Origin of the sequence: Halobacillus sp. Nhm2S1, from assembly GCF_019599545.1 — a bacterium.
In the GTDB taxonomy this organism is placed as follows: Bacteria; Bacillota; Bacilli; order Bacillales; family Halobacillaceae; genus Halobacillus.
Genome location: NZ_JAIEZV010000005.1, coordinates 87,941 through 113,748, shown reverse-complemented (window position 1 = coordinate 113,748; position 25,808 = coordinate 87,941). Strand labels below are relative to the sequence as shown.

General features: G+C 44.5%; 25 protein-coding genes. 9 read left to right on the top strand and 16 right to left on the bottom strand.

The window, feature by feature from the left end:
• Window positions 1-144: 144 nt before the first annotated feature.
• The 6 genes from K2225_RS18550 to acpS form a co-directional block, all read right to left on the bottom strand.
• Entirely contained in the window at window positions 145-495 is a 351-nt protein-coding gene (locus K2225_RS18550; RefSeq protein ID WP_035511328.1) for a type II toxin-antitoxin system PemK/MazF family toxin, read from the bottom strand.
• A gap of 5 nt (window positions 496-500) precedes the next feature.
• Window positions 501-782 carry a CopG family ribbon-helix-helix protein gene (locus K2225_RS18545; RefSeq protein WP_027956786.1) on the bottom strand — a complete coding sequence of 94 codons (282 nt, stop codon included), beginning with the start codon at window positions 780-782 and terminating at the stop codon, window positions 501-503.
• A 159-nt stretch (window positions 783-941) separates the two neighbouring features.
• Complete coding sequence (gene alr, locus K2225_RS18540; RefSeq protein ID WP_220586123.1) at window positions 942-2,102, bottom strand: alanine racemase; 1,161 nt, start codon at window positions 2,100-2,102, stop codon at window positions 942-944.
• Between the two features lie 217 nt (window positions 2,103-2,319).
• On the bottom strand, window positions 2,320-3,342 hold the full coding sequence (locus K2225_RS18535; protein WP_146818269.1) for a LolA family protein: 1,023 nt from the start codon (window positions 3,340-3,342) through the stop codon (window positions 2,320-2,322).
• A gap of 53 nt (window positions 3,343-3,395) precedes the next feature.
• Window positions 3,396-4,895, bottom strand: a complete 1,500-nt coding sequence (locus tag K2225_RS18530) for an NAD(P)H-hydrate dehydratase (protein ID WP_220586122.1) — start codon at window positions 4,893-4,895, stop codon at window positions 3,396-3,398.
• 72 nt (window positions 4,896-4,967) lie between these two features.
• Window positions 4,968-5,327 (bottom strand): holo-ACP synthase, encoded by a 360-nt coding sequence (gene acpS, locus K2225_RS18525; protein ID WP_220586121.1) that lies wholly within the window; start codon window positions 5,325-5,327, stop codon window positions 4,968-4,970.
• 228 nt (window positions 5,328-5,555) lie between these two features.
• On the opposite strand from acpS, the gene K2225_RS18520 reads away from it, so the two are divergent.
• A complete protein-coding gene (locus K2225_RS18520) occupies window positions 5,556-6,323 on the top strand; it encodes a rhomboid family intramembrane serine protease (RefSeq protein ID WP_220586120.1) in 768 nt (255 codons plus the stop codon).
• A gap of 239 nt (window positions 6,324-6,562) precedes the next feature.
• Here K2225_RS18520 and cshA read toward each other — a convergent pair whose 3' ends face one another.
• Window positions 6,563-8,041: a degradosome RNA helicase CshA gene (gene cshA, locus K2225_RS18515; RefSeq protein ID WP_220586119.1), complete on the bottom strand. Its 1,479-nt coding sequence runs from the start codon at window positions 8,039-8,041 to the stop codon at window positions 6,563-6,565.
• Between the two features lie 220 nt (window positions 8,042-8,261).
• On the opposite strand from cshA, the gene K2225_RS18510 reads away from it, so the two are divergent.
• On the top strand, window positions 8,262-9,176 hold the full coding sequence (locus tag K2225_RS18510; protein ID WP_220586118.1) for a DMT family transporter: 915 nt from the start codon (window positions 8,262-8,264) through the stop codon (window positions 9,174-9,176).
• Window positions 9,177-9,255: 79 nt separating this feature from the next.
• Complete coding sequence (locus tag K2225_RS18505; protein WP_220586117.1) at window positions 9,256-10,113, top strand: DegV family protein; 858 nt, start codon at window positions 9,256-9,258, stop codon at window positions 10,111-10,113.
• 36 nt (window positions 10,114-10,149) lie between these two features.
• On the opposite strand, the gene K2225_RS18500 is transcribed toward K2225_RS18505, so the two are convergent.
• The 5 genes from K2225_RS18500 to K2225_RS18480 form a co-directional block, all read right to left on the bottom strand.
• Complete coding sequence (locus K2225_RS18500) at window positions 10,150-11,424, bottom strand: MFS transporter (RefSeq protein ID WP_220586116.1); 1,275 nt, start codon at window positions 11,422-11,424, stop codon at window positions 10,150-10,152.
• A gap of 14 nt (window positions 11,425-11,438) precedes the next feature.
• The gene (locus K2225_RS18495) at window positions 11,439-12,131 is read right to left on the bottom strand and encodes an alpha/beta hydrolase (RefSeq protein ID WP_220586115.1); all 693 of its coding nucleotides are present in this window, start codon (window positions 12,129-12,131) and stop codon (window positions 11,439-11,441) included.
• A 252-nt stretch (window positions 12,132-12,383) separates the two neighbouring features.
• Window positions 12,384-12,770 carry a YppG family protein gene (locus K2225_RS18490; RefSeq protein WP_220586114.1) on the bottom strand — a complete coding sequence of 129 codons (387 nt, stop codon included), beginning with the start codon at window positions 12,768-12,770 and terminating at the stop codon, window positions 12,384-12,386.
• Window positions 12,771-12,908: 138 nt separating this feature from the next.
• Window positions 12,909-13,190 (bottom strand): glutaredoxin family protein, encoded by a 282-nt coding sequence (locus K2225_RS18485; protein WP_146818289.1) that lies wholly within the window; start codon window positions 13,188-13,190, stop codon window positions 12,909-12,911.
• Window positions 13,191-13,384: 194 nt separating this feature from the next.
• Entirely contained in the window at window positions 13,385-14,005 is a 621-nt protein-coding gene (locus K2225_RS18480) for an SDR family oxidoreductase (RefSeq protein WP_220586113.1), read from the bottom strand.
• Between the two features lie 142 nt (window positions 14,006-14,147).
• Here K2225_RS18480 and K2225_RS18475 point away from each other — a divergent pair, with 142 nt between their 5' ends.
• Complete coding sequence (locus tag K2225_RS18475) at window positions 14,148-15,245, top strand: SDR family oxidoreductase (protein WP_220586112.1); 1,098 nt, start codon at window positions 14,148-14,150, stop codon at window positions 15,243-15,245.
• Between the two features lie 91 nt (window positions 15,246-15,336).
• On the opposite strand, the gene abc-f is transcribed toward K2225_RS18475, so the two are convergent.
• The 4 genes from abc-f to K2225_RS18455 all read right to left on the bottom strand — a co-directional run bounded on the left by abc-f (window position 15,337) and on the right by K2225_RS18455 (window position 20,067).
• Entirely contained in the window at window positions 15,337-17,199 is a 1,863-nt protein-coding gene (gene abc-f, locus K2225_RS18470) for a ribosomal protection-like ABC-F family protein (protein ID WP_220586111.1), read from the bottom strand.
• A gap of 274 nt (window positions 17,200-17,473) precedes the next feature.
• Window positions 17,474-17,938, bottom strand: a complete 465-nt coding sequence (locus K2225_RS18465; RefSeq protein WP_146818311.1) for a MarR family winged helix-turn-helix transcriptional regulator — start codon at window positions 17,936-17,938, stop codon at window positions 17,474-17,476.
• A gap of 94 nt (window positions 17,939-18,032) precedes the next feature.
• Window positions 18,033-18,956, bottom strand: a complete 924-nt coding sequence (locus tag K2225_RS18460) for a YegS/Rv2252/BmrU family lipid kinase (RefSeq protein WP_220586110.1) — start codon at window positions 18,954-18,956, stop codon at window positions 18,033-18,035.
• Window positions 18,957-18,987: 31 nt separating this feature from the next.
• Window positions 18,988-20,067, bottom strand: coding sequence for a hypothetical protein (locus tag K2225_RS18455; protein WP_220586109.1), 1,080 nt, complete (start codon window positions 20,065-20,067; stop codon window positions 18,988-18,990).
• Between the two features lie 188 nt (window positions 20,068-20,255).
• Here K2225_RS18455 and K2225_RS18450 point away from each other — a divergent pair, with 188 nt between their 5' ends.
• The 5 genes from K2225_RS18450 to K2225_RS18430 all read left to right on the top strand — a co-directional run bounded on the left by K2225_RS18450 (window position 20,256) and on the right by K2225_RS18430 (window position 25,522).
• Window positions 20,256-20,708 (top strand): MarR family winged helix-turn-helix transcriptional regulator, encoded by a 453-nt coding sequence (locus tag K2225_RS18450; RefSeq protein WP_220586108.1) that lies wholly within the window; start codon window positions 20,256-20,258, stop codon window positions 20,706-20,708.
• Window positions 20,705-22,087, top strand: coding sequence for an MATE family efflux transporter (locus tag K2225_RS18445; protein WP_220586107.1), 1,383 nt, complete (start codon window positions 20,705-20,707; stop codon window positions 22,085-22,087). The genes K2225_RS18450 and K2225_RS18445 overlap by 4 nt, the downstream gene beginning before the upstream one ends.
• 188 nt (window positions 22,088-22,275) lie before the next feature.
• Window positions 22,276-22,947, top strand: coding sequence for a hypothetical protein (locus K2225_RS18440; protein ID WP_220586106.1), 672 nt, complete (start codon window positions 22,276-22,278; stop codon window positions 22,945-22,947).
• A 23-nt stretch (window positions 22,948-22,970) separates the two neighbouring features.
• On the top strand, window positions 22,971-24,224 hold the full coding sequence (locus K2225_RS18435; protein ID WP_220586105.1) for an efflux RND transporter periplasmic adaptor subunit: 1,254 nt from the start codon (window positions 22,971-22,973) through the stop codon (window positions 24,222-24,224).
• Window positions 24,225-24,508: 284 nt separating this feature from the next.
• The gene (locus tag K2225_RS18430; RefSeq protein WP_220586104.1) at window positions 24,509-25,522 is read left to right on the top strand and encodes an LLM class flavin-dependent oxidoreductase; all 1,014 of its coding nucleotides are present in this window, start codon (window positions 24,509-24,511) and stop codon (window positions 25,520-25,522) included.
• The last annotated feature ends 286 nt before the right edge of the window (window positions 25,523-25,808 follow it).

The following is a 25,808-nucleotide window of genomic DNA, read 5'->3' as shown; positions in this document are numbered from 1 at the left end:
ATTCTACCTTGCAAAAAAATCGCTGAATAAAAAACACGCCATCATCAATACCCTCTCTAAGCTCATTATAAACTACAAAAGCAAAAAAAAATAAAGTTACCTTGAAAAGGTAACTTTATTTTTCATACACGACGTACATTCCGATTAAAAGTCGATCAAACCGAGGCTGATCTGCAAGGCTTTGTTGACCTGCTGCATCATCGGTTCGTCGAGTTGAGTAATCTTATCGGTCAAACGCTGTTTGTCAATCGTTCTGATTTGTTCCAGTAGGATCACAGAGTTTCGCTCGAACCCGTATTTTTCTGCATTAATTTCGACATGTGTTGGAAGTTTGGCTTTTTGTATTTGCGCTGTAATCGCGGCTACGATCACGGTAGGGCTAAAACGATTACCAATATCATTTTGAAGGACGAGTACAGGACGGACCCCGCCTTGTTCAGATCCCACAACCGGGGACAAATCAGCGAAATAAACGTCACCTCGTTTGACTATCACTGGCTTCACACCCCGCTCACTAGTTGCTCCAGGGTGTGTTCGGCCTCCTCTTCAGCTTGAAACGCTTCTGAAGCGATATTTAAATTGATTTTCGCCATTTCCATGTAGCCTCTACGCATGGATTCTCTAATATGTCGCTGTTTCTTCTCACGCAAATACATTTTCGTTGCTTGACACATGAAATCGCTCCGATCACTGTTATCGAGTTGAATGAAGCCATCCACTTCATTGAGTAGGTTATCCGGAATCCGGATGACAATCTCCTGCATGCTATCGGACAAAACCATACACCTCCACCATCTTCTCTCAAAAGAAACCAGTCAATTAGTCCACTCTAATCTTATCAAACGGGAGTGTCCATTGCAAAGGAGTGTTGGAATTTTTTCGTGAATTATGAAAGCTTTTATCCTAACATCGGGAGAATTGTCCGAAAACGGGAAGCTTACTCACAACAAGGAGTTTCTCACTTCTACCGTTCTCCCATCTTCTTGAAAAACTCTCGGCACCCTTTGGCTGATCATGCAGGGTATCTCATAATTAATTGTTTCGAGATGCTCTGCTATTTCATCGGCTGAAATTTCTTGATCCCCTTGTTTACCAATTAAGGTAACCTTTGTCCCTATAGGATATTCCTGATCCAGCCTAATCATGAATTGATCCATGCAAATTCTTCCGACAATCGGCTGACGTTTCCCGTCGACGAGGACCTCTGCACCCTGAAGTTTACGAATCCAACCATCCGCGTAACCAAGCGGAATGGTGCCGATCCACTCTTCTTTTTCTGTGGTGTAGGTAGCCCCGTAACTGATCGATTCTCCGGCCTTTACTTTTTTGACATGGACCAGACGGCTCGACAAGGAAAAAGCAGGCTTCAAATCGATTGGTGGTTCCTTTTTGACATAAGGAGAAGGATAAAGGCCATACATGCTGATCCCAAATCGGACAAAATGATCCATCCGCTCAGGAACCCTCATACTTGTCGCACTGTTGCTTGTATGAATTTCGACATCTTCTGCCCAAATCCTCTTAAAATAAGAAAACATTTCGTCAAAGCGCTCTTGTTGTTCATTGAAATATTGTGAATCTTCTTCATCGGCTGTAGCAAAATGCGTGAACAAAGCTTTCAAATGAAACTTCGGGGTTTCAGCAAGAACTGCAAGGACCTCCTCTAACTCTGAGACCGTCCGCACCCCAATCCGCCCCATTCCTGTATCTATTTTCAAATGAAGTTTCAGAGGATTAGAACTCAAGAGACCCCCTGCATCCTTAAGCCACTCTTTTTGAAACACCGTTAAAGCGATATCGTTCTCAGCAGCGACTGCAGCATCCTGAGGGCGTGTCCATCCCATGACGAGAATCGGGGCCTCTATCCCTGCCCTTCTCAGTTTCAATGCCTCATCCAGGATGGCTACGGCAAGGCTCTTCGCTCCAGCTTTTAAGGCAGCCCTCGCTACTTGCACATCCCCATGTCCATAGGCATCCGCTTTGACTACCGCGCAAATCTCTGTCTCTTTCTCCAAACGTTGTTTCAATTGCTGTATATTATACTCAATCGCTGTCAGTTCAACCTCTGCAATTGAGTCTCTATAATACGTATCCCATGCCACAATGACCGCTCCTCTCTCTATATCTTTTTATTATTGAATGAGAAGAAGCCGGTGTCAAATTTCATAGAAAAAGCAGGAATATTGGATAGCGTCGGTGACTGACTTTTTAAGAAAGCAAAGACTTTCAGGATCCTGGAGGGTGAAGCATGAGGGCATCTTCTTAAGGGTAGTCCAAAGACAAAAATAAAGCAGACCGTTAAGCCTGCTCCTTCCAATTTTATTTCACCATCGCAGCCGTGTTGATGGAGCTTGCGACAGCGACCATTTCATCTTGCGTCAATTCATTGCTCGCCAGCTGGTATGTCGTGCCGTTATGGTTCCATTCCAGACGGTTGTGTTCAAAGGCTGCAAAAACTCCATCCCAAAGCTGGACAGGCTCACCATTCACCTGAACAGAGTATTGAGCGCTTGCCGCTTGAACTTCTGCTTTTTCCTGGACCAATGTGAAATCTTTGTCCCCTGCATAGGTCATAATGAATCGTTTACCATCTTCTGTCTTCACTTCACGCTCGTCTGCAAGTTCAGCACCGAACGTCTCTTGTGGATACAGCACTTCTTCAAGCTCTTCCCCTTCCATGTTTGCAACAGGGGCTTCTGTAGGCGCCATAGCCATGTTCTTATCGACATCAAAATCTTCCTTCTTCATCGAATCGTCTTTCGAGAAGTTCGCGAATTGAACTTCTACGAGAGAATTCATGTCCTGATCAAACACCTTCACCATTACAGGGTGGTACGTCTTCTTATCAAAATAAATTTCTTGGAACGGCAGGGTCTTGTTATTCTGATAGTTTGTCTTCGTCTTGAACACAAAGTAGTTTTCGGAAGCATTGAACTCTGCATCCGGATCCGCTTTGATATCATTCAGAAGTGAAGCATAAAGATAAGGCTGGCTTGTATTTTGAGGCCACTCGCTCTGGAATTTGAAGCTCTTATTCAAAGCAGGCGTCAAGACATACACGCCACTGTCATTTTTCAAAATGATCTGGCTCCCTTTTTCATCTTGATCATTTTGAAGCTTCACGCGGTAAAAATCATCCTTTTTATGCCATACTTGAATGTTGTATTTCTGTTCTTCTTTCCCTGTACGCATCTTCATATTCGCTTCGGTCTTATATCCAGCCATTTCTTCCGACTGTTTTTCGAGCTTTTTGACGACATCTTCTTTCGACTGTGAGCCACAAGCTGTCAAAGCACCTAAGACGAACAGGCTGAACAACAGGATCAGAAAACGTCTTTGCATAAGACTCAACTCCTTTGTCTCTACTTAAGGACAAAGGGAACGTATGATATGGATCAAGAAGAAAATGTACGGAACGTCCGGGATAAACCTTCAATGACGTCAGAGGCGAGTAGGTCAACCTTCGCATGTCCATCCTGCACAAGTAAATCAGCTGTCGATCCATGAAGGAAACAACCATTACTTAAGGCATTCATTACATCTTTTCCCTGCATCATCATGCTGAGCAGAATACCAGAAAGAACATCACCACTTCCACCTTTAGCGAGGCCTGCATTGCCTGAGATGTCCACCCGCTGTTCCCCATCAGGACCTGTGATAATCGTAGAAGGTCCTTTCAGAACGAGGTACACCCCGTGCTTTTCAGCAAACTCTTTGGAATGGGAAAAAGGAGAATTCAAAATCTCTTTAATGGAAAGGCCCGACAAGTGGGCGAATTCACCTGGATGAGGCGTTAAAACGGTCGGAGCTTCCCTCTTTTCCAACTCTTGAAGGAGACCTTTTATAAGGTACAACCCGTCGGCATCCACCAGTAATGGGGTTTCTTTTTCATGGACCAATTGCTCCAACACCGTTTCCATCACAGAAGTGCGGCCTAACCCCATACCAACAGCAATCCCATCGTACCCCTCCAGAACCGGGACTTGTCCTCCATCTTCCCCTTCTACAAAAGTCGCCTCCTGCACATAGGGAGAAATCGCCGGAATAGCTTCAGGATCCGTGGATACCGCAATCAACCCCGCACCGCTCCGCAAAGCGGCTCTCGCTGTCATAGCGACTGAACCGGGCATTAAGCGGGAACCTCCGATGATTAATCCTTTTCCGTGCGACCCCTTATGGGAATGTGCATCTCGTTCAGGCAAGGTCCTTTTGACATCTGCTTCACCCCAAAGCCGCCTTCGGTGATCCGAAAGTTGCTGGGGTGGAAGTCCGATTTCCACGACCGACCATTCGCCATAGTATGGCTGAGTGCTTTGCAAAAAGACACTCTGCTTCGGAGCATCGATGATTGATGTGTAATGCGCTTGAAATGCCTCAAAATCTTGTTCTCCCTCATCTGCCGGAACACCCGAAGGCAAATCAACCGAAAGCCTTAAGAATGATTTCTCGTTACAGAGACGGACAATCTCTGCGTAGGGCTCTTTCAGCCGCCCTTTCACTCCGATCCCTAGCATCGCATCGATGCATACATCTGCACAACCTAGAGAAGTATTCAAGTCTTCCGAACTCTTCAATAGTCTGTACGGGTGACCAGAAGCTTGGAATATCCTCTTGTGTGCTTCTGCATCTCCAGTGATCTTTGTGTCCGGAACGACTTGCCAAGCCTCCACATCGTACCCAAGGTTCAACAACGTTCTGGCAATGACGAACCCATCGCCGCCATTATTTCCGGAACCTATGAGGACGACAATCGCATGCTCTTTTTGAATGTGGCGGAGCAAGTCATACGTAACTGATCTTCCAGCATTCTCCATGAGCAACATCCCATCTAGTCCAGCAGCTTCCATGGCCACTCGATCCCGTTCGTACATTTCTTGTGCGGTAACAATATCCAATTCGTTCCCTCCTACCCGCATTACAATGTTATGAGACAACCTATGTAATTATGTCTGCTCTCCTATTCCTCCCTAGCACTCTTCCAAAACCACCTGGGCAATCGCATGCTCTGAACTATGACTGATGGACACCCACACGTGATAGCGTTCATAACCTTTCGCTTTCATCACAGGAGCCCCTGTCGTTTCATTTGATAAAATCTCCACGTCATGGAAACCCAGCTTGCCGATTCCCGTCCCCGTTGCTTTAGCAAAAGCTTCTTTGGCTGCAAATCTGCCCGCCAGGTATTCTACTTTTCTTTTTTCATTTAATGTTTCGTAACGGAGATGTTCTCCTTCAGTCAGTATTCGTTGAACAAAGCGTTCTCTTCGCTTTATACTTTGTTTAATACGATCCAATTCAATAATATCCACACCGATGCCTTTAATCACCATTCATCTTCCTTTTCATCAACAATCTATGATCAGTATACCCGATTCTTTTCGAGGTAAAAAAGAATACGAGGGATCGTCACGGATTACATTAGAATAGGAGTTCCATGAACCATATGTACGTTCCCTTAACCAGAAGAGCACATGAGAGTATGTAGTAGAGATGAATGGAGTTCAGGGAGCGACTCACATCCACCTTAATCTTGCACGTAAAAAAGGAGATTAGTCATGTTTGTACGAACGGAGAGTTTCAAAGAATTTATACGGTTTTATCCGATTGTTTCATTTCTCGTCGGTCTTCATTTCGCCTTATGGCTATTGATGGATTTTCTTCAGCTGGGTTTTGCCGTTGACTTAAAGGAATGGGGCATTGGGATGAATGCTCTGATTTTGAACGGCGAATATTGGCGCCTTGTCACTCCGATTTTCTTACACGGAGATTTCACTCACGCCCTGTTCAACTCATTTTCCCTCGTGCTCTTCGGACCGGCCCTTGAGCAGATGTTAGGTAAAGGAAAGTTTGTTGTCATGTATTTATTTGCCGGAATTGCCGGAAACCTCGGCACGTTTATTGTTAATCCGGATGCCTATTATTGGCACCTTGGGGCCTCGGGAGCCATCTTCGGTATTTTTGGTGTCTATCTATTTATGGTCATGAACCGGAAGCATTTAATCGATACAGCCAACTCACAAATCATCCTTGCGATTTTCGCGATCGGCTTATTTATGACGTTCGCACGGCCGAACATCAATATATTCGGTCATTTATTCGGACTGATCGGGGGGTTCGCCATCGCACCCGTCATCCTGAAAAATGCCCGCCGCTTTTCTTTATGGCAAGTCCGCACGCGTCATTCTCGTTCCGACAGTGATGACATTTCTTTCGACCCGAATCGATGGCAGAAAAGAAAATATGGAAGAAAGAACACAGGGAAGTACATTCTCTGGGGAATCATCATTTTCCTAGCTTTGTTCGCCCTCGTAAACCGCATGTAACGACTTCACCCTCAGGGGTGGAGTCTTTTTTCTGCTAGTAAAAACACCACACTCACCGATAAATTCGCTAAACCCACTGATAAAAGTTTGAAAGTCACTGATAAATACTTAATGCCCATCGATAAAAGCGTAAAACCCTCTGATAAATGACCGAGCCGCCGTACACGTCTCTGACCATCCACATGATCAAAAAAAGATCAGCCCTCATACGAGGACTGATCTTTTTCAATAATCTTTTATTAGCTGCGACCTTTGCTTTGGTAATTGCCGCGCTTGCTGCCGCCTTTTCCGCTAAAGTTGCGGTTGCGGGATTTATTCTTGTTATTAAAGTTGCGCTTACCGCCTCCACCTTTGCGGTAGCCACCTTTTTTATTATTCTTGTCACGCTGAGCATTTTTCACGCTGATTGGCTGAACATGAGACAAACGGACAGGCACTTCACTGCGCTCTTTTGTCATCATTTTCAGTGCTGCCGCAACAAGATCTGTAGACTCATACTGTTCAAGCAGTTCATTTGCTGCCTGCTTGTAGTTCTTAAGGTCATTGTTCGTGAGTGTTTCAGCAAGCTTCTCAACTGCTACTTTTTGCTGACCACGTGCTGCCTCTTCAGAAGAAGGAACTTTCAAGCGTTCTACTTTCTTCTTCGTGATTTTCTCGATCAAATGAAGCTGATCTTTTTCACGTGGAGTCACGAAGGAAATGGACTTCCCTTTACGGCCGGCACGTCCTGTACGACCGATTCGGTGTACGTAGCTCTCCGGATCCTGAGGAATATCAAAGTTGTACACGTGAGAAACATCAGAGATATCCAATCCACGTGCCGCAACGTCTGTTGCAACTAGAATTTCAATACGGCCGCGCTTGAATTTGTTCAACGTGGACATACGCTTTCCTTGTGTCAAGTCACCGTGAATTCCTTCTGCACTGAAACCGCGTGCTTGAAGCCCGTCAGCTACTTCATCAACACGACGCTTCGTACGACCGAAAACGATCGCTAGGGCAGGGTCGTGGATATCAAGAAGACGTGTCAGTGTATCGAATTTGTGCTTCTCAGGAATTTCAACGAAGAACTGTTCGATGTTTTCCACCGTCATTTCTTTCGCCTTTACTTTTACTTCTTCCGGGTTGTTCATCAATGTCGTTGCAATGTCGCGGATTTCTTTCGGCATTGTTGCAGAGAAAAGCAACGTTTGGCGCTCTTCCGGCAATGCTTTCAAGATATCACGGATATCATCGATGAAGCCCATGTTCAGCATTTCATCCGCTTCATCAAGGACTGCTGTGTGAACTTCTTCCAACTTGATCGTTTTACGACGGATGTGGTCAAGAAGACGTCCTGGTGTTGCTACGACGATGTGGTTGTTTTTCAGGGCACGGATTTGGCGCTCCATGTTTGATCCACCGTAAATTGGCAGGACACGAATGCCTTTTCCTTTACCTAGACGGTTCAGCTCCTCTGCTACTTGAATAGCCAATTCCCTTGTCGGGGCGATGACAAGTCCTTGAACGGCTTTCACTTGCTTGTTGATTTTTTCGAGCATCGGAATACCGAATGCAGCCGTTTTTCCCGTACCTGTCTGAGCTTGACCAATGACATCTTTCCCTTCTAGTCCTAGAGGGATCGTTTGTTCTTGTATTGGTGTTGTTTCTTCAAAACCCATAACGTCTAATGATTTTAGGATAGGTTTTGATAATCCTAGTGATTGAAATGTTGTCACAGTAATTTCATACTCCTTTATTGTTTAAATCTTCTACCTATATACATGTAAAAAAAGCCTTCTGCCACAGGAAACGGGAGAGGCTTCTCTGGTATCTGCCTGATAGATTCATTCATCATAACACATATAACATAGTTTATTCTACACATTTCGGCTATGCTTTTCAAACGTAATAATGATAAAATGAGGAAAAACTGACGTATACCAGAGGAGGGCTCGCTTGGAAAAGCCTCCAGTTCAACCATATATAATTTTGTTCATTGGCGTCCTTTCCATTTCCACTTCCGCGATTTTCGTCAAGCTCGCAGGAGATATGCCAGCTGCGATGATTGCGTTTTACCGCCTGGCTATTGCAGTTGGAATTATGGCTCCTTATGTATTATGGAAACATTTCGATGAAATAAAACAAACAAATAAGAAAGATTGGGTGCTTGCGATTTTATCGGGTGTCTTCCTTGCCTTACATTTTATTTTGTGGTTTGAGTCATTGGGTTATACGACTGTCGCAAGTTCTGTCGTCCTTGTTGCCCTCCAACCGGTTTTCGCTTTTATAGGGACCTACCTCTTCTTCAAAGAGCGATTCACCATCGGAGCCATTCTAAGCCTTGTCATTACATTGACAGGAAGCGTAATCATCGGGTGGGGGGATTTTCAAATCAGCGGCACAGCTTTATTTGGGGATCTCCTGGCCCTGCTTGGTGCTATGACCGTTACCGGTTATTTTCTGCTTGGTCAGAACTTGCGTAAACGTCAGTCCATCCTGACCTATACATTTATTGCTTATGGATTCGCAGCAGCCACACTTCTTCTCTATAACCTGGCGCTGGGATATCCTTTTACCGGTTACGACAGTGATCAGTGGCTCATATTTCTAGGCCTTGCGATCATCCCGACCTTCTTCGGTCATACGCTGTTCAACTGGACATTGAAGTGGCTCAGCACATCGACCATATCCATGGCTGTACTTGTCGAACCGATCGGGGCTTCTATTTTAGCCTACTGGATTTTGGATGAAGGAATCACTTGGACGCAATGGCTAGGCGGATCCATTGTGATTTTCGGTCTCATGATGTTCATTTTGAGTACGATGAAAAAAGTAAAACCTAAATTCACTCATGAAACAAACCGTCGATAGACCGCTAAGTTTGATATAATACGGAATAAGCAGGGGGAGACCCCATTAGAACGATGAATATAAGAGAGCAGGTGAAGGAATGACGATACAACTGATCATAGATGGAGGCGGAGATCTGCCTCTTGGAATGATGGAAAAACACAGCATCCACTATGTCCCGTTAAATTTACACTTTGGAGACGAACACTATAAGACAGGTGAAACAATTGACTTGCCGACGTTTTATGAAAAATTAAAACAGTCTGAGGAACTCCCTCGTTCTTCTTCTCCAAGCCCGAATGATTTCTATGAAAAATATAAACAGATCGACGCAGACGACGAAATTCTTGTGCTCGCCCTCACTCAAGGGCTGAGCAGCACATACGAGAGTGCTGTCATGGGCAAGGACATGCTCCTTGAGGAGGAACCAAATCGTAAAATCGCTGTCCTCAATACAAAAACAGCTTCCTGTGGCATCGCCTTGCTGGTGCATGAAGCAACGGCACGTATGGAAGAAGGGTACAACTTCGAGCAGCTCGTCTCCCATATGGAAGAGCGAATTGAGAAAACTACGACGCTCTTCATTTTGAAAACGTTAGAAAATGTCATCAAGGGCGGACGACTCGACAAAGTCAAAGGGGCCATCGCCAAGACCTTGAATATCAAACTTCTCATGAAAGCGAGCGATGAGGAAGGCTCCGTAGAAGTAACAGAAAAAGTACGAGGCAACAAGAAATCCCTGCGCCGCTTCGTTGAGCAGATCGGTGAGTATGCATCCAACTTGGAAGACCGCGTCATTGCGATGTCTCACTGCAACGATGAGGAACGGGGAAAGAAAGTACTGCATTCAATTAAAGAACGGTATAACTTTAAAGACTCTCTCTTTATGGAGACAGGACCACTCATTTCCACTTATGCAGGAGAAGGCGGACTCGTCATCGCATTCTTTAAAGACTAAAAAAACGTCAGAGGTTTTTCACCTCTGACGTTTTTCTTATCCGTGATAATCCTCATATTTGGGTTGGGGTGACAATAATGCAAGAATACCTGCGGTTACCGGGAAGAGAATCGTCAGGAGAATGACTTCCTGATACCCCCCCAGCCAGTCAAAAAACAAACCGAACGGCAGCGGGCCAAGAGCTGAACCAACGACCATAACCGTTTGCGCGAGACCTTTGATACTACCAAGATGCTCCCGCCCAAAATAATTGGGCCAGACAATATTCAAAACGATCCGCTCAAAGCCATTAACAAAGCCCCAGAATATACCGAAGGCAACCGCCATCCACCATGAATTGGTGAACAAAAGGATGACAAGGGTAAATATGTGACCAAAAAACGTAATAGCTAAAATATAGTGCACCTTGAAACGGTCAACCAGATAACCACTGACGAAAGTAACCGGAAACCCGACGACGGCCATCAAGGTGAGTACCATCGCTGCTACCCCTGTATCAAGTCCCCTCAGATCCATAATCGACACCATATGGAAGGTAATGGCTGTATTTACGAGGGCCGGGACAATGACACAAAACAAAATAAACCAAAAAGCTCTCGTCGCCATAGCTTCTTTCAATGTCCAACTTTTTTCATTGACCTCAACGTTCGGATTTTTCAGTTCTTCTCCATTGACCGGTTTCGGTGTCCCGTCCGGCGCTTCCCCGATGTGCTCAGGTTTGTTACGGACGAAGAAGAAGGCCGATGGAACAAAAAGAATCAACAGCGCGGCTCCCCACAGCCCCCATGTCATCCTCCAGCCGAACGATTCAATCAACCATGTGTTCAGTGGCGGCAACAGGGCTGAGCTGGCAAACCCACCGATCGCCATAATGCTTAGTGCCCGCCCCCTTTTCCTTATGAACCATTGCGGCACAAGTGTGTTCGGGATCAACGTCATTGACCCCTGCCCAAATAAACGAATCATAAAGAAGCCGAAAAACATCATAATCGGCCCGAGAAGAAACGCATTCCAAAACAAAGCTAAAGCCAAACATGATCCTATAGCAACCATCATCGCCCGTTGTCCGAAACGATCGATGAGGCGTCCCATCATAAACAACGTAATTCCCGCTAACAATGTAGCCGCTGAATAAATACCAGAAACCAACGAACGTGAATACTCAAAATCTTCTATGTAATAATCAATAAAAATTGATATGGAATAGGTTTGACCAGGCCCTGAAAAGAACACGCTCAAACCGGCAATCATCACAACAACCCATCCATAGTAGAAAGGTGTCCGGATGGGTTGTCCACGGTTATTATTCATTGTTTCTCTTCCCCCTATGGTTGACTCACAAAATCCATCACTTTATCAAACAGTTCGTCGCTGTCCTCCCCATGACAGATCAAGTGCTTCGACTTTTTCAAGAAAATAACCTCTTTTTCTTCTGACGGAATTTCTTCTTCCAAATATAATGCCGCTTTTTTTGGCACCATGCCATCCAACTCGCCTTGGATGATCAGTACAGGACAGCGGACCTGATGCAAATAAGGCCTTGTAAATTGCACACACTTCATAAATTCGAATGTAGAAAAAAGATACGTATCCTTCAATTTTTTCTGATACCTGAGGAAAAGCTCATTATCGGCAAGCACACCATTCCATGCATCCGCAACCATTCCAAGAATATCTTTATACATCTGTGGGAGACTGACATACTTCCCAGCTGCCGATAGAAGGACCAAACGACTTAGATGATACTTTGCAGTCAAGTAGGCAGCAATCATCCCCCCCATGGAAAAACCGATGATGTATATGGTATCGTGTCTTTTCATAAGGTCCAGCAAAGCGAGCTCTGCTGTAGCAATCCATTCTTGATAATAGTGCCCTTCAAGATCCAAGGCCTCCCCGTGTCCAGGAAGCGTAGGATTGGCAATTTCCCAATCCGTTCGTGCTTCCAGAAAGTCGACGAGGGGCTGGACTTCATCCGGGCTTCCTGTGTACCCGTGAATACATAAACACCCGATACTCATGTTCCTACGCCTCCACCCGATCATTTATTTCGTTATGCGAAACATTATAACACAATCAATTTCCACTTTTATCCCAGTAAAATTTATCATCTAGACCTAGTATTCTTTTTACACCTATACAGAGAACGCCTCAAAAAAAGAAGATGTTCAAGAATCAAAACAGTATTTCCCATGTCCCCTTTGGTACGCATTCACTCAGGAATAGGAAATCATAGTCTAAAGAAAATGCGCGCTAAATGAATAGCGCGCGGTTTACTTGATTCCTTTAACGAATGTACCAATCCCTTTAACAATTGGACTGACATCCTTTACGGTCTTTACGACTTGACCCGTGGTCGACATCATTTTATCGAAGTCGATCTGGCCGTCTTCTTTTTGGAAATAACTCATGACACCTTTGGACATGTTCCCGACATTGAATGAAGAATTCTGATTCCCGGTCTCAGTATAACCTGTATAGTCGTAACTATTCATATAGGGATTCTGAAAACCATACACCGCTTGATTGTACGGGGAATAACCCCAAACGTTCCCCTGATTATTGGGCATTTGCTGATAATTCATCTGATCGTAAGGAAGACTGGTTGGATAACGGTACCAGCCATTGTTGTAATAATAGTAAGGATTATATGGGTACATGAATGTTCCACCTTTAACATATGATACTTCAGCCTATGAAAAAGCACATGAAAAAGTGAAACGAAAGCGAGGGTTCCCTCACTTATTGATGCTTTTGGACAAAAAAAACAAGTGATGATCATCACTTGTCGAAACCATTTAGGAAAAGTTCATGGAGTCAGTCCTAATATACTGAGGGTTTTCTTTTATTCTCAGCTTTTGTTTCATTTTACGTTCTTGATAACCGAGAATCTTTTCTCCATCTATAAATACAGCGGGTGTACCGTAAATGTTGTTTCTTTGTAGTTCTCTGAAATGGTCACGGTTCTCAGATACATTCCGCTCTTCATAATCAACTTCCCAATCTTCTAATGTTCCTAGTACTTTTTCACAATAGTGACAGTTCCGACTGGTGTACACGATCACTTCCGGGTTACCCAAAGCTCCCCCTCCTTGTGTCTTTTGCAATTCTGCCTAGAAATTTTATACCCGTTTTCATAACAGCTAAACCTATTTTCTCATTAAAATCCGCTCATTTTTCGTCACCGTTCTGTCATTTTCATCACATCCCTTTTACATAAACGCTCCCGCTTTAATAACCGACCAAAAAAGAAGGAGCCCGAGGCTCCTTCTTTTTATAGTTCTTCAATTGGTGTTTCGCCACTGATCAGATCGTAGCTTTGGTGAATGGAATCTTCCACGGAAAGAAGATGAACAAGTGTGGCGGCCACATCTTCTCTCGGAATTTCTCCCTGTTCTGTACGTTCCTGCAGTGTCACCTTGCCTGTGCCTGCATCGTTAGTCAGACTGCCGGGACGGACGATGGTGTAATCCAATCCGGTACTTTTCAAGTATTCATCAGCTCTGCGCTTGGCATAAAGATAAAATTTGAAATCGTCAGGCGCTTCTTCTGCGCGGTCTGCTCCGATGGAACTCAACATCATGTACCGCTGCACCCCATTGGCTTCGGCATGTTCCGCCGCTTTAATCGCCCCTTCCTGGTCGATGACGATCGTCATATCCGCGCCTGTATCAGGGCCGGATCCTGCTGCGAAGATGACGGCATCCATTCCTTTGAAAGCATGTTCAAAGTCTCTCATCAGGTCTGCATGTATGGCTTCTACGCCTTTCTCTTCGAATTGTGGAATTTGATCCTTCTTACGGACCATCGCATAGGGAGTGTGTTCGGTATCTACGAGTTTATCGACAATATGTTTTCCTACTTTTCCATTGGCTCCAATAACAAGAACTTTCATTTAATAACCTCCCAAAATATCTGTGTGACTATTCTTTACTTTCCCCTCCTTTCTTACATTAAACAAGTCGATAGGCAAAAGAAGGAAGTCTAACGAGCAATCACGAAAAGATAAACAAACAGATGACGGAGGCGAATTAGTTATGTCCAACACGTATTTGTTTACTGGTTTTCCAGGTTATTTAGCTACAGCCTTGATCGAAGATCTTTTTAGAAACTGGAACTCCATAGAGAAAATCTATCTCCTTCACCTTCCCTCTATGGAAAAGCAAGCAGCAAAACAGATAGAAACATGGAAAAAAGACCATAAGGTGAATACAGGAAAAATCGAACTTGTCCAAGGGGACATTACTCAGGAAGAATTGGGACTCTCATCCGCGGCATCCCTGCAATTAGCACAAGAGGTAACCCACGTCTTCCACCTTGCTGCTCTTTATGATTTGGCCGTCCCTCTTATGCCTGCATGGAAAGTCAACGTCCAAGGAACAAGAGAAGTGAATCGATGGCTTTCCCAATGCCTTCATTTGGAACGTTATATTTATTTCAGCACCGCCTACGTTTCAGGAAAACGGGAAGGAACCGTTTACGAAACGGACCTCGCCCATGAGAAAGGTTTCAAGAATCATTATGAATACACCAAACATGAGGCAGAAAATCTCGTTCATCGAATGTGTAAAGAGATTCCGACAACCATTATCCGTCCGGGCATCGTGGTCGGTCATACTAAATCGGGGGCAACCGCAAAATTCGACGGTCCTTATTTTATCTTGAATTTAGTGGAGGCCTTAAGAAGGCTTCCGGTTCTTCCTTATTTCGGAAAAGGAATAGCCCGAGTCAACCTGGTGCCTCAGGATTATGTGATCCAAGCGACAAACTACCTTGCCCATCATCCTGCAAGCAGTGGAAAGACGTATCATCTCACAGACCCCAATCCTTACACAGCCAAAGAAATCTATGAGCAGCTCAGTTATGTGTATGCAGACAAACACCCTCGTTTATCCTTACCGCTGGGTCTCGCCAACCAATCCTTGAAGGTTCGTCCATTACGAAAAGTTTTAGGCATTCAAAGGGAAGCTCTTGATTATTTCCTCTGTAGCGCAGACTATGACAACCGTCAGGCAGAAATGGATTTGTCTGCCTCAAACATCTTTTGTCCTGATTTCTTCTCCTACACCGACGCCCTTGTCGACTATTACCGGGAGAAAAGAGACGATCCATCTAAACACGTTTCCATTTTTTGAATGGGTCCATGATCATTCATGCTGATGACAAACAACAAAAAGGGTAGGAAACTTTTATGTTTCCTACCCTTTTCTTAGAGTGTACCGATGATCATTGCGCTTCCATCCAATTTTCATAAAGAGATTCTAAGTTATTTTCCAATTCATCTTTATGATGTTGGAGTTTCATTAACTCTTCTACATCATCACCGTCCTGCATTTTTTGATCGATGGTCGCGATCTCTTGTTCGAGACGAGCGATTTCCCTCTCCCAATCAATGGCCGGTTCTTCTTTCACCGGAGTTTCTGGCATGGCTGTTTTTTCACGTTTTACCACCTGCTCTTCTGCCTGCGTTTCTAAAAGGGCGTGCCAATGTTTTTTCGTTTCTTCATACGTACCGATATACCGGTGAAGTTTTCCATCCACAAGAAAAGCCGTGTGGGTGAAACACTGGTCCAGAAAATGCCGATCGTGGGAAACCCCGATCATCGTTCCTTTAAATTGATTGAGGGCCTCTTCAAGAACTTCCTGCGACTCCACATCGAGATGGTTGGTCGGTTCATCCAGGATCAGGACCTGAATATCCTGATGCATAAAGATGGCCAGCTTCAAACGCATCTGTTCCCCTCCGCTCAAGTGGCGGATTTTCCGGAAGACGTCGTATCCATAAAACATGAAGCCCGCAAGCCTGTGCCGGGCTTCTCCTTCGGTCACCCGGATGTGATCCCGAAAGTGGTCGATCATCCGCTGGTCGCGGTCCGCTCCCTGCAAAGGGTTTTGTGGAAGGTATCCCACTTTAATGGAAGGCGCCCTTTTTATTGTTCCAGCGCTCGGTGTTTCTTTTTCCAATAACATTCTTAAAAGTGTGGATTTCCCACTACCGTTGGCCCCGACAATTGCGATTCGGTCCTGATAACGGACGTGAAGGTCAACACCGTCCAAAACCATTTCACTGCCGTACTGTTTCTCCAGCGATTCAATCGTGTACACATCTTTCCCTGTCCGCCCATCTGCTTCAAGCGATAGATTCATTTTTTTCGGGTCCATTATTGGCTTGTCGATCTTTTCCATCCGTTCTAACGCTTTCTCCATGCTTTTCGCTTTTTTGAAGAGTTTAGGGTTCGGTGGAGTGGCTTCATTCGCCCATTGCCTCAACCGTCTTATGGCCTCTTTCATTTTTTTAATTTTCTTCTGCTGTTCTTCATACTGATGAAATTCAGCGAGCAGTTTCTCTTCTTTTTGTTTTTCAAAAGCGGTGTAGTTGCCTTTGTACATCTCAATTTCTCCGGATTCCAGATCCATAATGTCTGTAACGACGTGATCAAGGAATGCACGGTCATGGGAGATGACACAAATGGTACCGTCGTAGGATTGCAAATAAGCTTCCAGCCATTCGATCGCCTGTAAATCCAAATGGTTCGTCGGTTCATCAAGCAAAAGAACATCAGGGTCTTCCAGCAACAACTTGGCAAGACCAAGTTTTGTTTTTTCCCCACCGCTCAAACTGAAAAATGGCTGGTCCAGTAAGTGATGGATCTTCAACCCGTTCGCCACCTGCTTAATAGAGGCATCCATTTCGTATCCACCACGCTGAGTGAAACGCTCCTGTATCTCTCCATAGGCGGCGATGGCTTTTTCCATCTTTTGAGGATCTATCATATCCTCTTCCAGTTCTTTCATCTGCTCTGCCAAAGAGACGAGCTCGGTAAAGGCAAGCTGTAAGTACGCTCTTCCCGTTCCCGTCCAATCCTCTGGAATCTGCTTCAAATAACCGATGGTGGCTCCCTTTTGAATGAAAAGATCACCACCATCCAACGATTCCTCTTTGGTGATGATTCGGAAAAGGGTCGATTTTCCGCTGCCATTACGACCGACAAGCCCGACACGCTGACCAGATTTGATCTCCATATTCAAAGCTTCAAATAATACTTCGCCACCGACAATTTTATATAGATTCTTTAATGTAATGATCATTGAAAATTCCTCCTAAAGACTTTTTGAAGACACAAAAAAAGCCAGAGGTCCCGTTACCTCTGACTTTATCTGTGAATAATCAGGTATGAGACGCTACATTGTTTCACTATTCAGATGCCATTTTGGACATACGTGTCCCGTTGACAGCTGAATTGTGAATAATCGCACGGCGTACATAGTTGATTTGGTAGTCAAGCACGTGCATCTGCAGCATCTTCATACCCTCCTTTGTCCTTAGAATTATTCCTATTATAACGGATCGTCAGAAAATTGGCTACTCTTTTTTAGAATCGGCAGCCTTCCCAAGTTTCTTCAATAGATCGATCGCATCCTGCTTCTCGTCATCCGTCAGCCCATCCATGATTGATTCAATCTCTTTCCAATGGTCAGGGAAGATGCCGTTCAACAGGTCCCGTCCTTTTTCCGTAATGGACGCAAATGTGATGCGTCGGTCGTTTGGACAAGGCACGCGTTTCAAGTATTCCTTTTTCTCAAGCTTATCCACCACATAAGTGATACTTCCGCTTGCAAGCAGAATTTTCTCGCCGATCTTCTGCAGCGGCTGATCTCCCTGGTGATACAGAAGCTCAAGCACTCCGAATTCTGTCGGGTTCAATTCATATCGTTGGATATCATCCTTCACTAAATCTGCGATGGTGCGCTGAGCTTTGGTCAATACGACAAAAAGCTTCAGCGAAGGATCTTGTTTTTTCTTGCGGTATAGTTCTTGTTCGTTCATCACGTTCGCCCATCCTTTACAAAAGATAAAGATAGTATAAGTTTAACAAATTCTAACTGTCAAACCATCCCTTTTCCGCAAATTCTCGGTTTCCTTAAGGGTTATCCATATTATGCAGCGCGTTCGGTCCTCCACTTAAGAAGGTGAAATGTCCCGGGAGGACTTCCAATTTTTCCGGTGTCTTCCCTTTGATTTCCCCATCCATGTCCACATCCTGCTTAAATTCAACATCGATGTTCACCTTCTCTCCCTGGTAGTGGGACAGCTCCTGGAATTCACTCTGATCCGTCTGCGGTCGTCCCATCGTCATGAGTTCCCTGAATAACGTAAGGTTGGAATTTTTCACAACCAGAATGTCAAACTTCCCATCCTGCAAGTCGATCGTTGGGACAGGAAGGCGTCTTGTACCTATGAATTGGCCATTCATGACAAGAATCATTACCGCCTCTCCATCGACCTCTTCATCATCTACGGTCAGTTTGAACCGGAATGGGGTTGCCTGATTCATCGTTTTCAGTGCACTCATGAAATAGCTGAGTACACCGAACCGGTTTTTTTGATTTTCGTCGATGTTAAAAGAAGTTTGTGTCACTAGTCCGATGCCCCAGAAGTTAATGAAATAATCGTCCTCGGTCCTCCCTGCATCCACAGAAACCTCTTCCCCTTCAATGATGGATGCAGCCGCTTGCCTAAGCCGCTGAGGTGTGTCCAAAACCCGGCTGAAATCATTGCACGTTCCACCTGGCAGCACACCGAGCACCGGACGTTTTTCCATCGGTGCAAGGCAATTGACGACTTCGTGCAAGGTTCCGTCTCCTCCGAAGATGAAAAAGACTTCTACCTCTGGACCGTAATGCCGACAGTTTTCATATAAATCTTCCAATGATAACGTTTGGATGACCTTTAACTCTTTCACTTCTTTACTTAACACCGGCAATACTTGTGAAAGAGCTGTTTCTAACTCTGCTTCGTCCTTTTTTCCATTATATATAAAGATTCCACTATGATAACGAGGCATAGAATCCCTTCCTTCCTCTTATCATAATTGACTAAATGTCCTTCTTTGAAACCAGTCGCTCTTCATTTAATGTTTGTAAAAACCTTTCCGGTTCATCGACAGTCAGGAATATTTTCATCACTTTACGTTTGAAACCAAATAAACGATACCCATCAACCGCTTCGCTCAATCGTATTTCAAATTGCGGAGGTACCTTTTCGAGTCCAGCAAGCGTCATATTGAAGGAGTGACGGTCCTCAGGCAAGACTTCCCCCTCAAACCGACGAATCACCGCTACTTTTTCTAACGGAACAGACATATGGAATCGAAGCCCTTTCTGAAAATGAAGATGGTTATGTTGAATGACGACAGGGCTTTTACGAATGGCCTGATAGTCAGCGACCAGGAAAACGAGAGCATAAAAATCAAAAATGGTCGCCATCCATGCAACCGTGTGGCTGTATTGCATGAGCATGACGTGGACAGCAATGATTTCAATAAGCATCGCATGAACCAGCATCAGGAAAACCCCGAAGTACTCACTATTCTTGTGGTAACTGAAGGTATGATCACCATCCAGCTTATGGTCCAAACGTGGAAGAAAAGCATAGCGGATGGCACAAGCATCTGTGGCTATTACTCCGATCAGCCGTTCCAACTTGGGGTATCCCCCAAATGTCTGCTGATTCGCTGTGAAAATTCTTGAAAGCAAATGCGGAGTTGTGTGAATGGTCGCTTTGAAGTTATGCTTCCACGTTTTCAGATGCTTGATGAGAATAACGAGAAGGAGAAGTTCCAAGAGGATAAAACCAGCCTCAATGAGGATAATGGAAACATTCATGTACTGGAGGTGCTCTTTAGCATAGGTGGGAACAATCCAGTGTACAAAACCAGCACCTAAAAGCCAGATGGGAGCAAGCAAGGACAATGTGGGCATTCTACGGAGTACAAATAAGAATAGAACGACAGGAAGAACGATCAGGATATCAAGGACGGTCGCCAATACCAGAAGCGGCGGTACTTGGCCCGTCACTTCCATTTTCTGAATAAAGAAATTTGAAAGCAGTAGAGCTGCAATGAACAGAACTCCTCCATAGAAAGACTTCGGATGCGTTTTTAGTGTTTGAACCATCACGACCACCCCTTCTTTTCCTTTATTTTACTATGAAGCAGCAGATGGGAGTGAGCTTTGCTGGAAAAAAGTTTGAGGAAACGTCGAAAGTTCATAAGTCTGACATACCTGCCTTGAAGTGAAACACTTTCGTTTACTTCTAAGCGAAGTCGTATTATACTATTATTTGTTTAGGGGGCTAAGTAAATATGGAACGAAGTATAGATCAAAATTTAGGCTACCACATCAATACGGTCGCACATTTTTTACAGAATATATATAACCAGCGATTAGGAGAGTACGGGTTGACCCACTCGCAGGCGAAAGTAATCTACTTCCTGGCCAAAGCGGGCGAGCAATCCCAAACGGAGCTGCAGAAACAGCTGCATATCAAAGCTTCGTCGATGAACGGCTTGATTGAAACACTCCTGAAGCATGAACGCATCAGGAAAAGGTCCTGCCAAAAAGACAAGCGGACAAAGCTCGTAACCCTTACAGATAAAGGCCTGGAGTTGCATGCAACTATACTGGAAATCGTTGCTGATATTGAAGCAGAAGCGAACCAGGGGCTGTCAAAAGAAGAACAGCAAGTCATGATTTCCTGGTTAAAGAAGATGCAGGCCAACTTGAAACCTAAAACATCAAGGAGCGAAGACAAATGAAACAACAAAGTGAGCGGTTAGGGACCCAACCTATCCCGAAATTATTAACGAATTTATCAGTGCCTGCCATGATCGGCATGTTCGTCATGGCTCTGTACAATGTCGTTGATACGCTTTTCATCGCACGTGGTGTTGGGATCTTAGGCGTATCCGGTGTCAGTATCGGCTTTCCGGTGATGATGATTATCATGGCCATTGCCGCAGCCGTCGGTATTGGCGGTGCTTCCGTCATCTCAAGACGTTTAGGGGAAAACAAACAGGAAGAAGCCAACCAAGTTTTCGGAAATATCCTTTTTACGATTGTTGTCGTTTCGAGCTTCGGGTTCATCGGTGCCTTCACCTTTCTCGAGCCTTTGCTGAAGCTGTTTGGAGCAACCGATAACATTATGCCCTATGCCACCGACTATTTGTTCCCGATCATGCTTGGATCGTTCTTCTTCTCTTTTGCTTTTACGACGAACAGCATCATCCGTTCAGAAGGAAACTCCAAGTTTGCAATGATTACGATGATCATCCCAGCTGTTCTGAACATGATCCTTGATCCCATCTTCATCTTCGGTTTGGATATGGGCGTGCAGGGAGCTTCTGTTGCCACTGTCATTTCCCAGGCGACCGTAACGATCGTCGTCCTGAATTACTTTTTGAAAGGGAAATCCTCACTCGTGGTCAAAGCTTCCTACTTGAAACCTCAATGGTCCGTCATCCGTGAAGTGTTAACCATTGGTATGCCGGCTTTCATTCGACAAGTATCCGGAAGTGGGATGATGATCGCCATCAACTTGATGCTCATTAAATTCGGTGGTGAGTTTGAAGTCGGTGTCTTCGGAATTGTCCAGAAACTTGCCATGTTCACCATCATGCCGATGATTGGTGTCCTTCAAGGGATGCAGCCTATCATTGGCTATAATTACGGAGCCAAGAATTACGACCGCTTGAAAGAGACGGTCATGCTTGGTATGAAAGTCGTCACGATCATCTCTGCAGGCATCTTCATTTTGATGATGGCCTTCCCAGAAGGTTTGATGAACATCTTTACAGGAGACGAAGCAACCATTGATACTGGGGCCTATGCCATCCGCATTATGTTCGCTCTTTCCATTCTGATCGGTGCCCAGGTTGTCAGTGGCGGTCTTTATCAAGCATTAGGAATGGCAAAGCCAGCGCTTATTTTGTCAATGGCGCGGCAAGTTCTGTTCTTGATTCCGCTCGTATTGATTTTGCCGAACTTCTTCGGAGTAACAGGCGTATGGCTCGCTTTCCCTCTCTCTGATCTGTTTGCGTTTGTACTATCCATGATCTTCCTTTATAAAGATCGCACACTATTCTTTAAAACGAAAAATCAAGATCCACCTTACCAGGCAGCGCCTTCTCAAGGCTAAGTAAAAAGCACAGTGCAGCAGCACTGTGCTTTCCTACTTCCTTCTTCATAAAAGTCCTCCCCGCTTACTAAGCTTCTTAGGGAGCCTAACTTTTTCCAAATTGTTCGCAAGGTAATTATAGCAACAACTGACAATTTCCGTTAGAATAAGACAGAGAGTTTTATTTTCTATATTAAAGGATGGAACGCATGACATACTCGATTCATTTAATAAAACTATTTACTCAGCGGGAAGACCATTTATTCAAACTCAACGAAGCAGAACGGTTAAAAAACGTTTGGAATCTATTATTCTTTTTATTAGGTTTAACCATTCTTACATATGTGTGGACAGCGTGGCTTGGACTCGGTACGGATGCGATTTCTGCCAACATGTCTGATCTAAACAGAGTCGAATATGAAACTAGGAAAGCCTGGTTCTTAATTGGACGGGCCGGTTTCGCCATCCTTTTATTTTTATTCATACTTTTCATTTCGTCTTTCTTTTTCTGGCTGTTTAACAACGTGTCTTATAAAAAACTTTTCATTCTGCAGATGAATGTATTACTAATTATGCTGATCGAGCGGATCACCTGGATCCCGCTAATGATTTATGCAGGAATTGATTGGTACGTCTCTCCCTTTTCTTTCGGAGTGATTGCCTCTTATTTCACCAGTATGGATTGGGTGATTTACTTGTGCGGGGCCATCTCCCTCTTCCAGCTTTTTATCATTTGGTACCAGGTAAAGTGTATCTCCTGGCTTTCCCAGACGAAAATCGGCTGGATCTGGGTCGGTGTTGTTTTTTGGCACATGTTGTTGTGGGCAGGTACGGCCGCTCTATCTAAATTCGATTTATATCTCCTTTATTTACTCAGATAAGAAAGCAGCAGGTGTAAAGATCTATGAAAAAAATCAATGTTAAAGGCAGAATCCTCGGCATCTTGATTGTCACCTTCATTACGACCAATGCTTTCCTCATCTTCCTTGATGAAGGAGAACAAGTGGATCGCAAGTCTTATATCAATGAATGGTCCAAGACAATCACTTATGATTTGTTTGAAAAATTGGATACGAAAGCTGTATTCGCATCAGAAGAAACAGAGCCGATCTATTTTAATGAAGAGGTTGGGTCGTTCCATGAGTTTCTTGTGGAAGAAGGAGACAGCATCAGTGAGGGAGATGACCTCTACACGTACGACGTGTTGAATTATTTTCAGGAAGAAGCTCGTCTAGAGTCCGAAGTCAGCCGGTTAGAGGAAGAGATTGACGCGATTGAAGATTTTATAGACGAAATTGAGAGCTATCGCGTACCTGACCCTCCCGACACAAACAATAGTTCAAATCCGTTCAACAATAATTCCGATACGAGTGACGCCACTCCTCCTTCTTATGTAGAAACCGAGTATATGAAAGAAGAGAAGATTGCTGAACAAGAAGCCGAACTAGCAAAACAAGAAGCCATGCTTGAAATGGTGGAAGACCAACTGGATCAGCTTCAGGACGAAGGTGATCGAATCACCGTTACAAGCGCTTTTTCAGGAACGGTCAGCGAAGTTTCTAAAGACCTTGAAGCCCCTCTTCTTACATTGGAATCTACCAACCTAGTATTAGAAGGCACCATTCCTGAACAGGAACGGAAGGAAATCGAAGAAGAGATGGTCGTTGAAATTGATGTTCCCGAACTGGAATATGAAACGACAGGGACTTTAACGTCTGTGGACGATTATCCAGAAGAAGTCGAGGTTCATCGCTCCAGCCGCTATCCTTTCACAGTTTCCCTGGAAAACCCTTCAGAGGAATTGCTGGCTGGCTACCATGCGGATTTAAAAATTATTACAGATGAGTCTTTAGGCGTAGTCACCGCTGTTGAGAAAGCATTAGAGACCGAAGAAAACCTTTATGCATGGGTGATGAATACGGAAGGAATTCTAGAGCGCCGTGACATTGAATCGGGTATGGAAGAACAAGGACTCGTGGAGATCCTATCAGGTCTTGAGGATGGTGAATGGCTCGCGGTAGAGCCAAAAGATGAATTCAGAAATGAAGCGGTCTTCTTCACCCCACTACATACCGATGACCTTAGAGTACGCCAGATGTTCAACATGGAACGTCAGTCCATCCTCACCTACGGTTTATTAGGTCTTCTATCCAGATAACTCTAAAGAAAAACCGGCTGTCCCGCCAGACAGCCGGTTTTTCTTTGTTCATCCAGCCAATACCTTTTACGATTTATTAAGGAAAATGGCAGGATTGTTGAAGACTCAGTTTCGAGACTTTTATTGAGTGGATGGGGACTAGTCTTCAAGGAAAGGGAGTTATAGTTAAGGTTTGCATAAAGAAAAGAAGGAAAAGAATTGTTTTACATTTGCATCTATACGTAGCACATGGGACGATAGTAGTTAGATAGAATGATAACGAAAGAAGTAAATGGGGTATGAAAATGAAATTAAGTGTATTGGATCAATCCCCTATCTTAACCGGGACAGACCCAAAAGAAGCCTTACAGCAAACGACAGAACTAGCAAAGTGGACGGATAAGCTGGGATATCACCGTTTCTGGGTCTCAGAACATCATAGTACAAGCAGTCTCGCAGGATCTGCACCTGAGATACTTGCGGCCCATCTGGCTGCACATACAGAAAACATCCGCATAGGTACAGGAGGCGTATTACTTCCCCACTACAGTTCGTATAAAGTAGCAGAAGCGTTCCGGGTTCTCGAAACCCTTCATCCTGATCGCATCGACCTTGGGGTAGGAAGGGCTCCTGGTGGGATGCCGAATGTCAACTTAGCATTGAACCGCGGGAAGCTGCCAAGTATTGAGGACTATCCATCCCAAGTGGAAGAGTTGATGGCTTATTTACATGGTCAGGACCCGCACGGAATGGACATTTATGCAACACCAAAAGGAGAGACAGTACCTCCCGTGTGGATGCTTGGGTCAAGTGGAACAAGTGCCCGTTTAGCTGCAGATTTAGGGGTTTCCTACTCCTTTGCCCACTTTATCAATGGACGTGGAGGAATACGGGCGATGGATCGCTATCAAGATTACTTCACGACCTCTATGCAGCAAAGTAGTCCGAATGGGAACGTCTCTGTATTTGTCGTCTGCGCAGAAACGGATGAGTATGCCGAATACCTTGCTTCGAGCCTCGATCTTGCTCTTTTACAAATTGAACAAGGTGGAAAACGGACTCATTTCCCAACTCCTGACGAAGCGCTCAGCCATAAGTACACCATTTTTGAAGAAGAACGAATCCAGGACAACCGAAACCGGATGATTGTTGGCTCTGTCGAAAAAGTAAAAGAAGAGATTGAACAGCTGGCGGAGAGCTATAATGTAGATGAAGTGATCGTCAACACGATCGTCACTCCATTTGAAGATCGTTTACGCTCCTATGAACTCTTAGCCGATGCTTTTCAATTAAGCCACTCCAAAACCACGATGACCTAAAGTCATCGTGGTTTTTATTTCACCATCATTCAACTACATGTCAGGACGATTAGAGAATGCTCTATAAAACGTTACCAAGTTTATCAGTGGTTTTTAAGCTTTGATCGGTGGGTTGCTGGCATTTATCGGTGACTTTCTCCCTTTTATCAGTGACTTCAATGATTTTATCAGTAGCAGTGTGCCACCTCTAAATGCCGACTGCCTCCCCAGGGAAAGCAAATGATTTTCCTGGCCTCCAAAAGCTGAAAACCATAACGGAGACTTCCCCATGCCTCACAACTAAGTC

Bases quoted from the DNA above. Each gene is read 5' to 3' on its own strand.
- K2225_RS18445 (WP_220586107.1), top strand. From the start codon at position 20,705: ATGAAACAACAAAGTGAGCGGTTAGGGACCCAACCTATCCCGAAATTA.
- abc-f (WP_220586111.1), bottom strand. From the start codon at position 17,199: ATGATCATTACATTAAAGAATCTATATAAAATTGTCGGTGGCGAAGTA.
- K2225_RS18450 (WP_220586108.1), top strand. From the start codon at position 20,256: ATGGAACGAAGTATAGATCAAAATTTAGGCTACCACATCAATACGGTC.
- K2225_RS18545 (WP_027956786.1), bottom strand. From the start codon at position 782: ATGGTTTTGTCCGATAGCATGCAGGAGATTGTCATCCGGATTCCGGAT.
- K2225_RS18475 (WP_220586112.1), top strand. From the start codon at position 14,148: ATGTCCAACACGTATTTGTTTACTGGTTTTCCAGGTTATTTAGCTACA.
- K2225_RS18460 (WP_220586110.1), bottom strand. From the start codon at position 18,956: ATGCCTCGTTATCATAGTGGAATCTTTATATATAATGGAAAAAAGGAC.
- K2225_RS18520 (WP_220586120.1), top strand. From the start codon at position 5,556: ATGTTTGTACGAACGGAGAGTTTCAAAGAATTTATACGGTTTTATCCG.
- K2225_RS18435 (WP_220586105.1), top strand. From the start codon at position 22,971: ATGAAAAAAATCAATGTTAAAGGCAGAATCCTCGGCATCTTGATTGTC.
- K2225_RS18500 (WP_220586116.1), bottom strand. From the start codon at position 11,424: ATGAATAATAACCGTGGACAACCCATCCGGACACCTTTCTACTATGGA.
- K2225_RS18430 (WP_220586104.1), top strand. From the start codon at position 24,509: ATGAAATTAAGTGTATTGGATCAATCCCCTATCTTAACCGGGACAGAC.
- K2225_RS18495 (WP_220586115.1), bottom strand. From the start codon at position 12,131: ATGAGTATCGGGTGTTTATGTATTCACGGGTACACAGGAAGCCCGGAT.
- K2225_RS18440 (WP_220586106.1), top strand. From the start codon at position 22,276: ATGACATACTCGATTCATTTAATAAAACTATTTACTCAGCGGGAAGAC.
- K2225_RS18535 (WP_146818269.1), bottom strand. From the start codon at position 3,342: ATGCAAAGACGTTTTCTGATCCTGTTGTTCAGCCTGTTCGTCTTAGGT.
- K2225_RS18490 (WP_220586114.1), bottom strand. From the start codon at position 12,770: ATGTACCCATATAATCCTTACTATTATTACAACAATGGCTGGTACCGT.
- K2225_RS18465 (WP_146818311.1), bottom strand. From the start codon at position 17,938: ATGAACGAACAAGAACTATACCGCAAGAAAAAACAAGATCCTTCGCTG.
- K2225_RS18505 (WP_220586117.1), top strand. From the start codon at position 9,256: ATGACGATACAACTGATCATAGATGGAGGCGGAGATCTGCCTCTTGGA.
- K2225_RS18480 (WP_220586113.1), bottom strand. From the start codon at position 14,005: ATGAAAGTTCTTGTTATTGGAGCCAATGGAAAAGTAGGAAAACATATT.
- K2225_RS18455 (WP_220586109.1), bottom strand. From the start codon at position 20,067: ATGGTTCAAACACTAAAAACGCATCCGAAGTCTTTCTATGGAGGAGTT.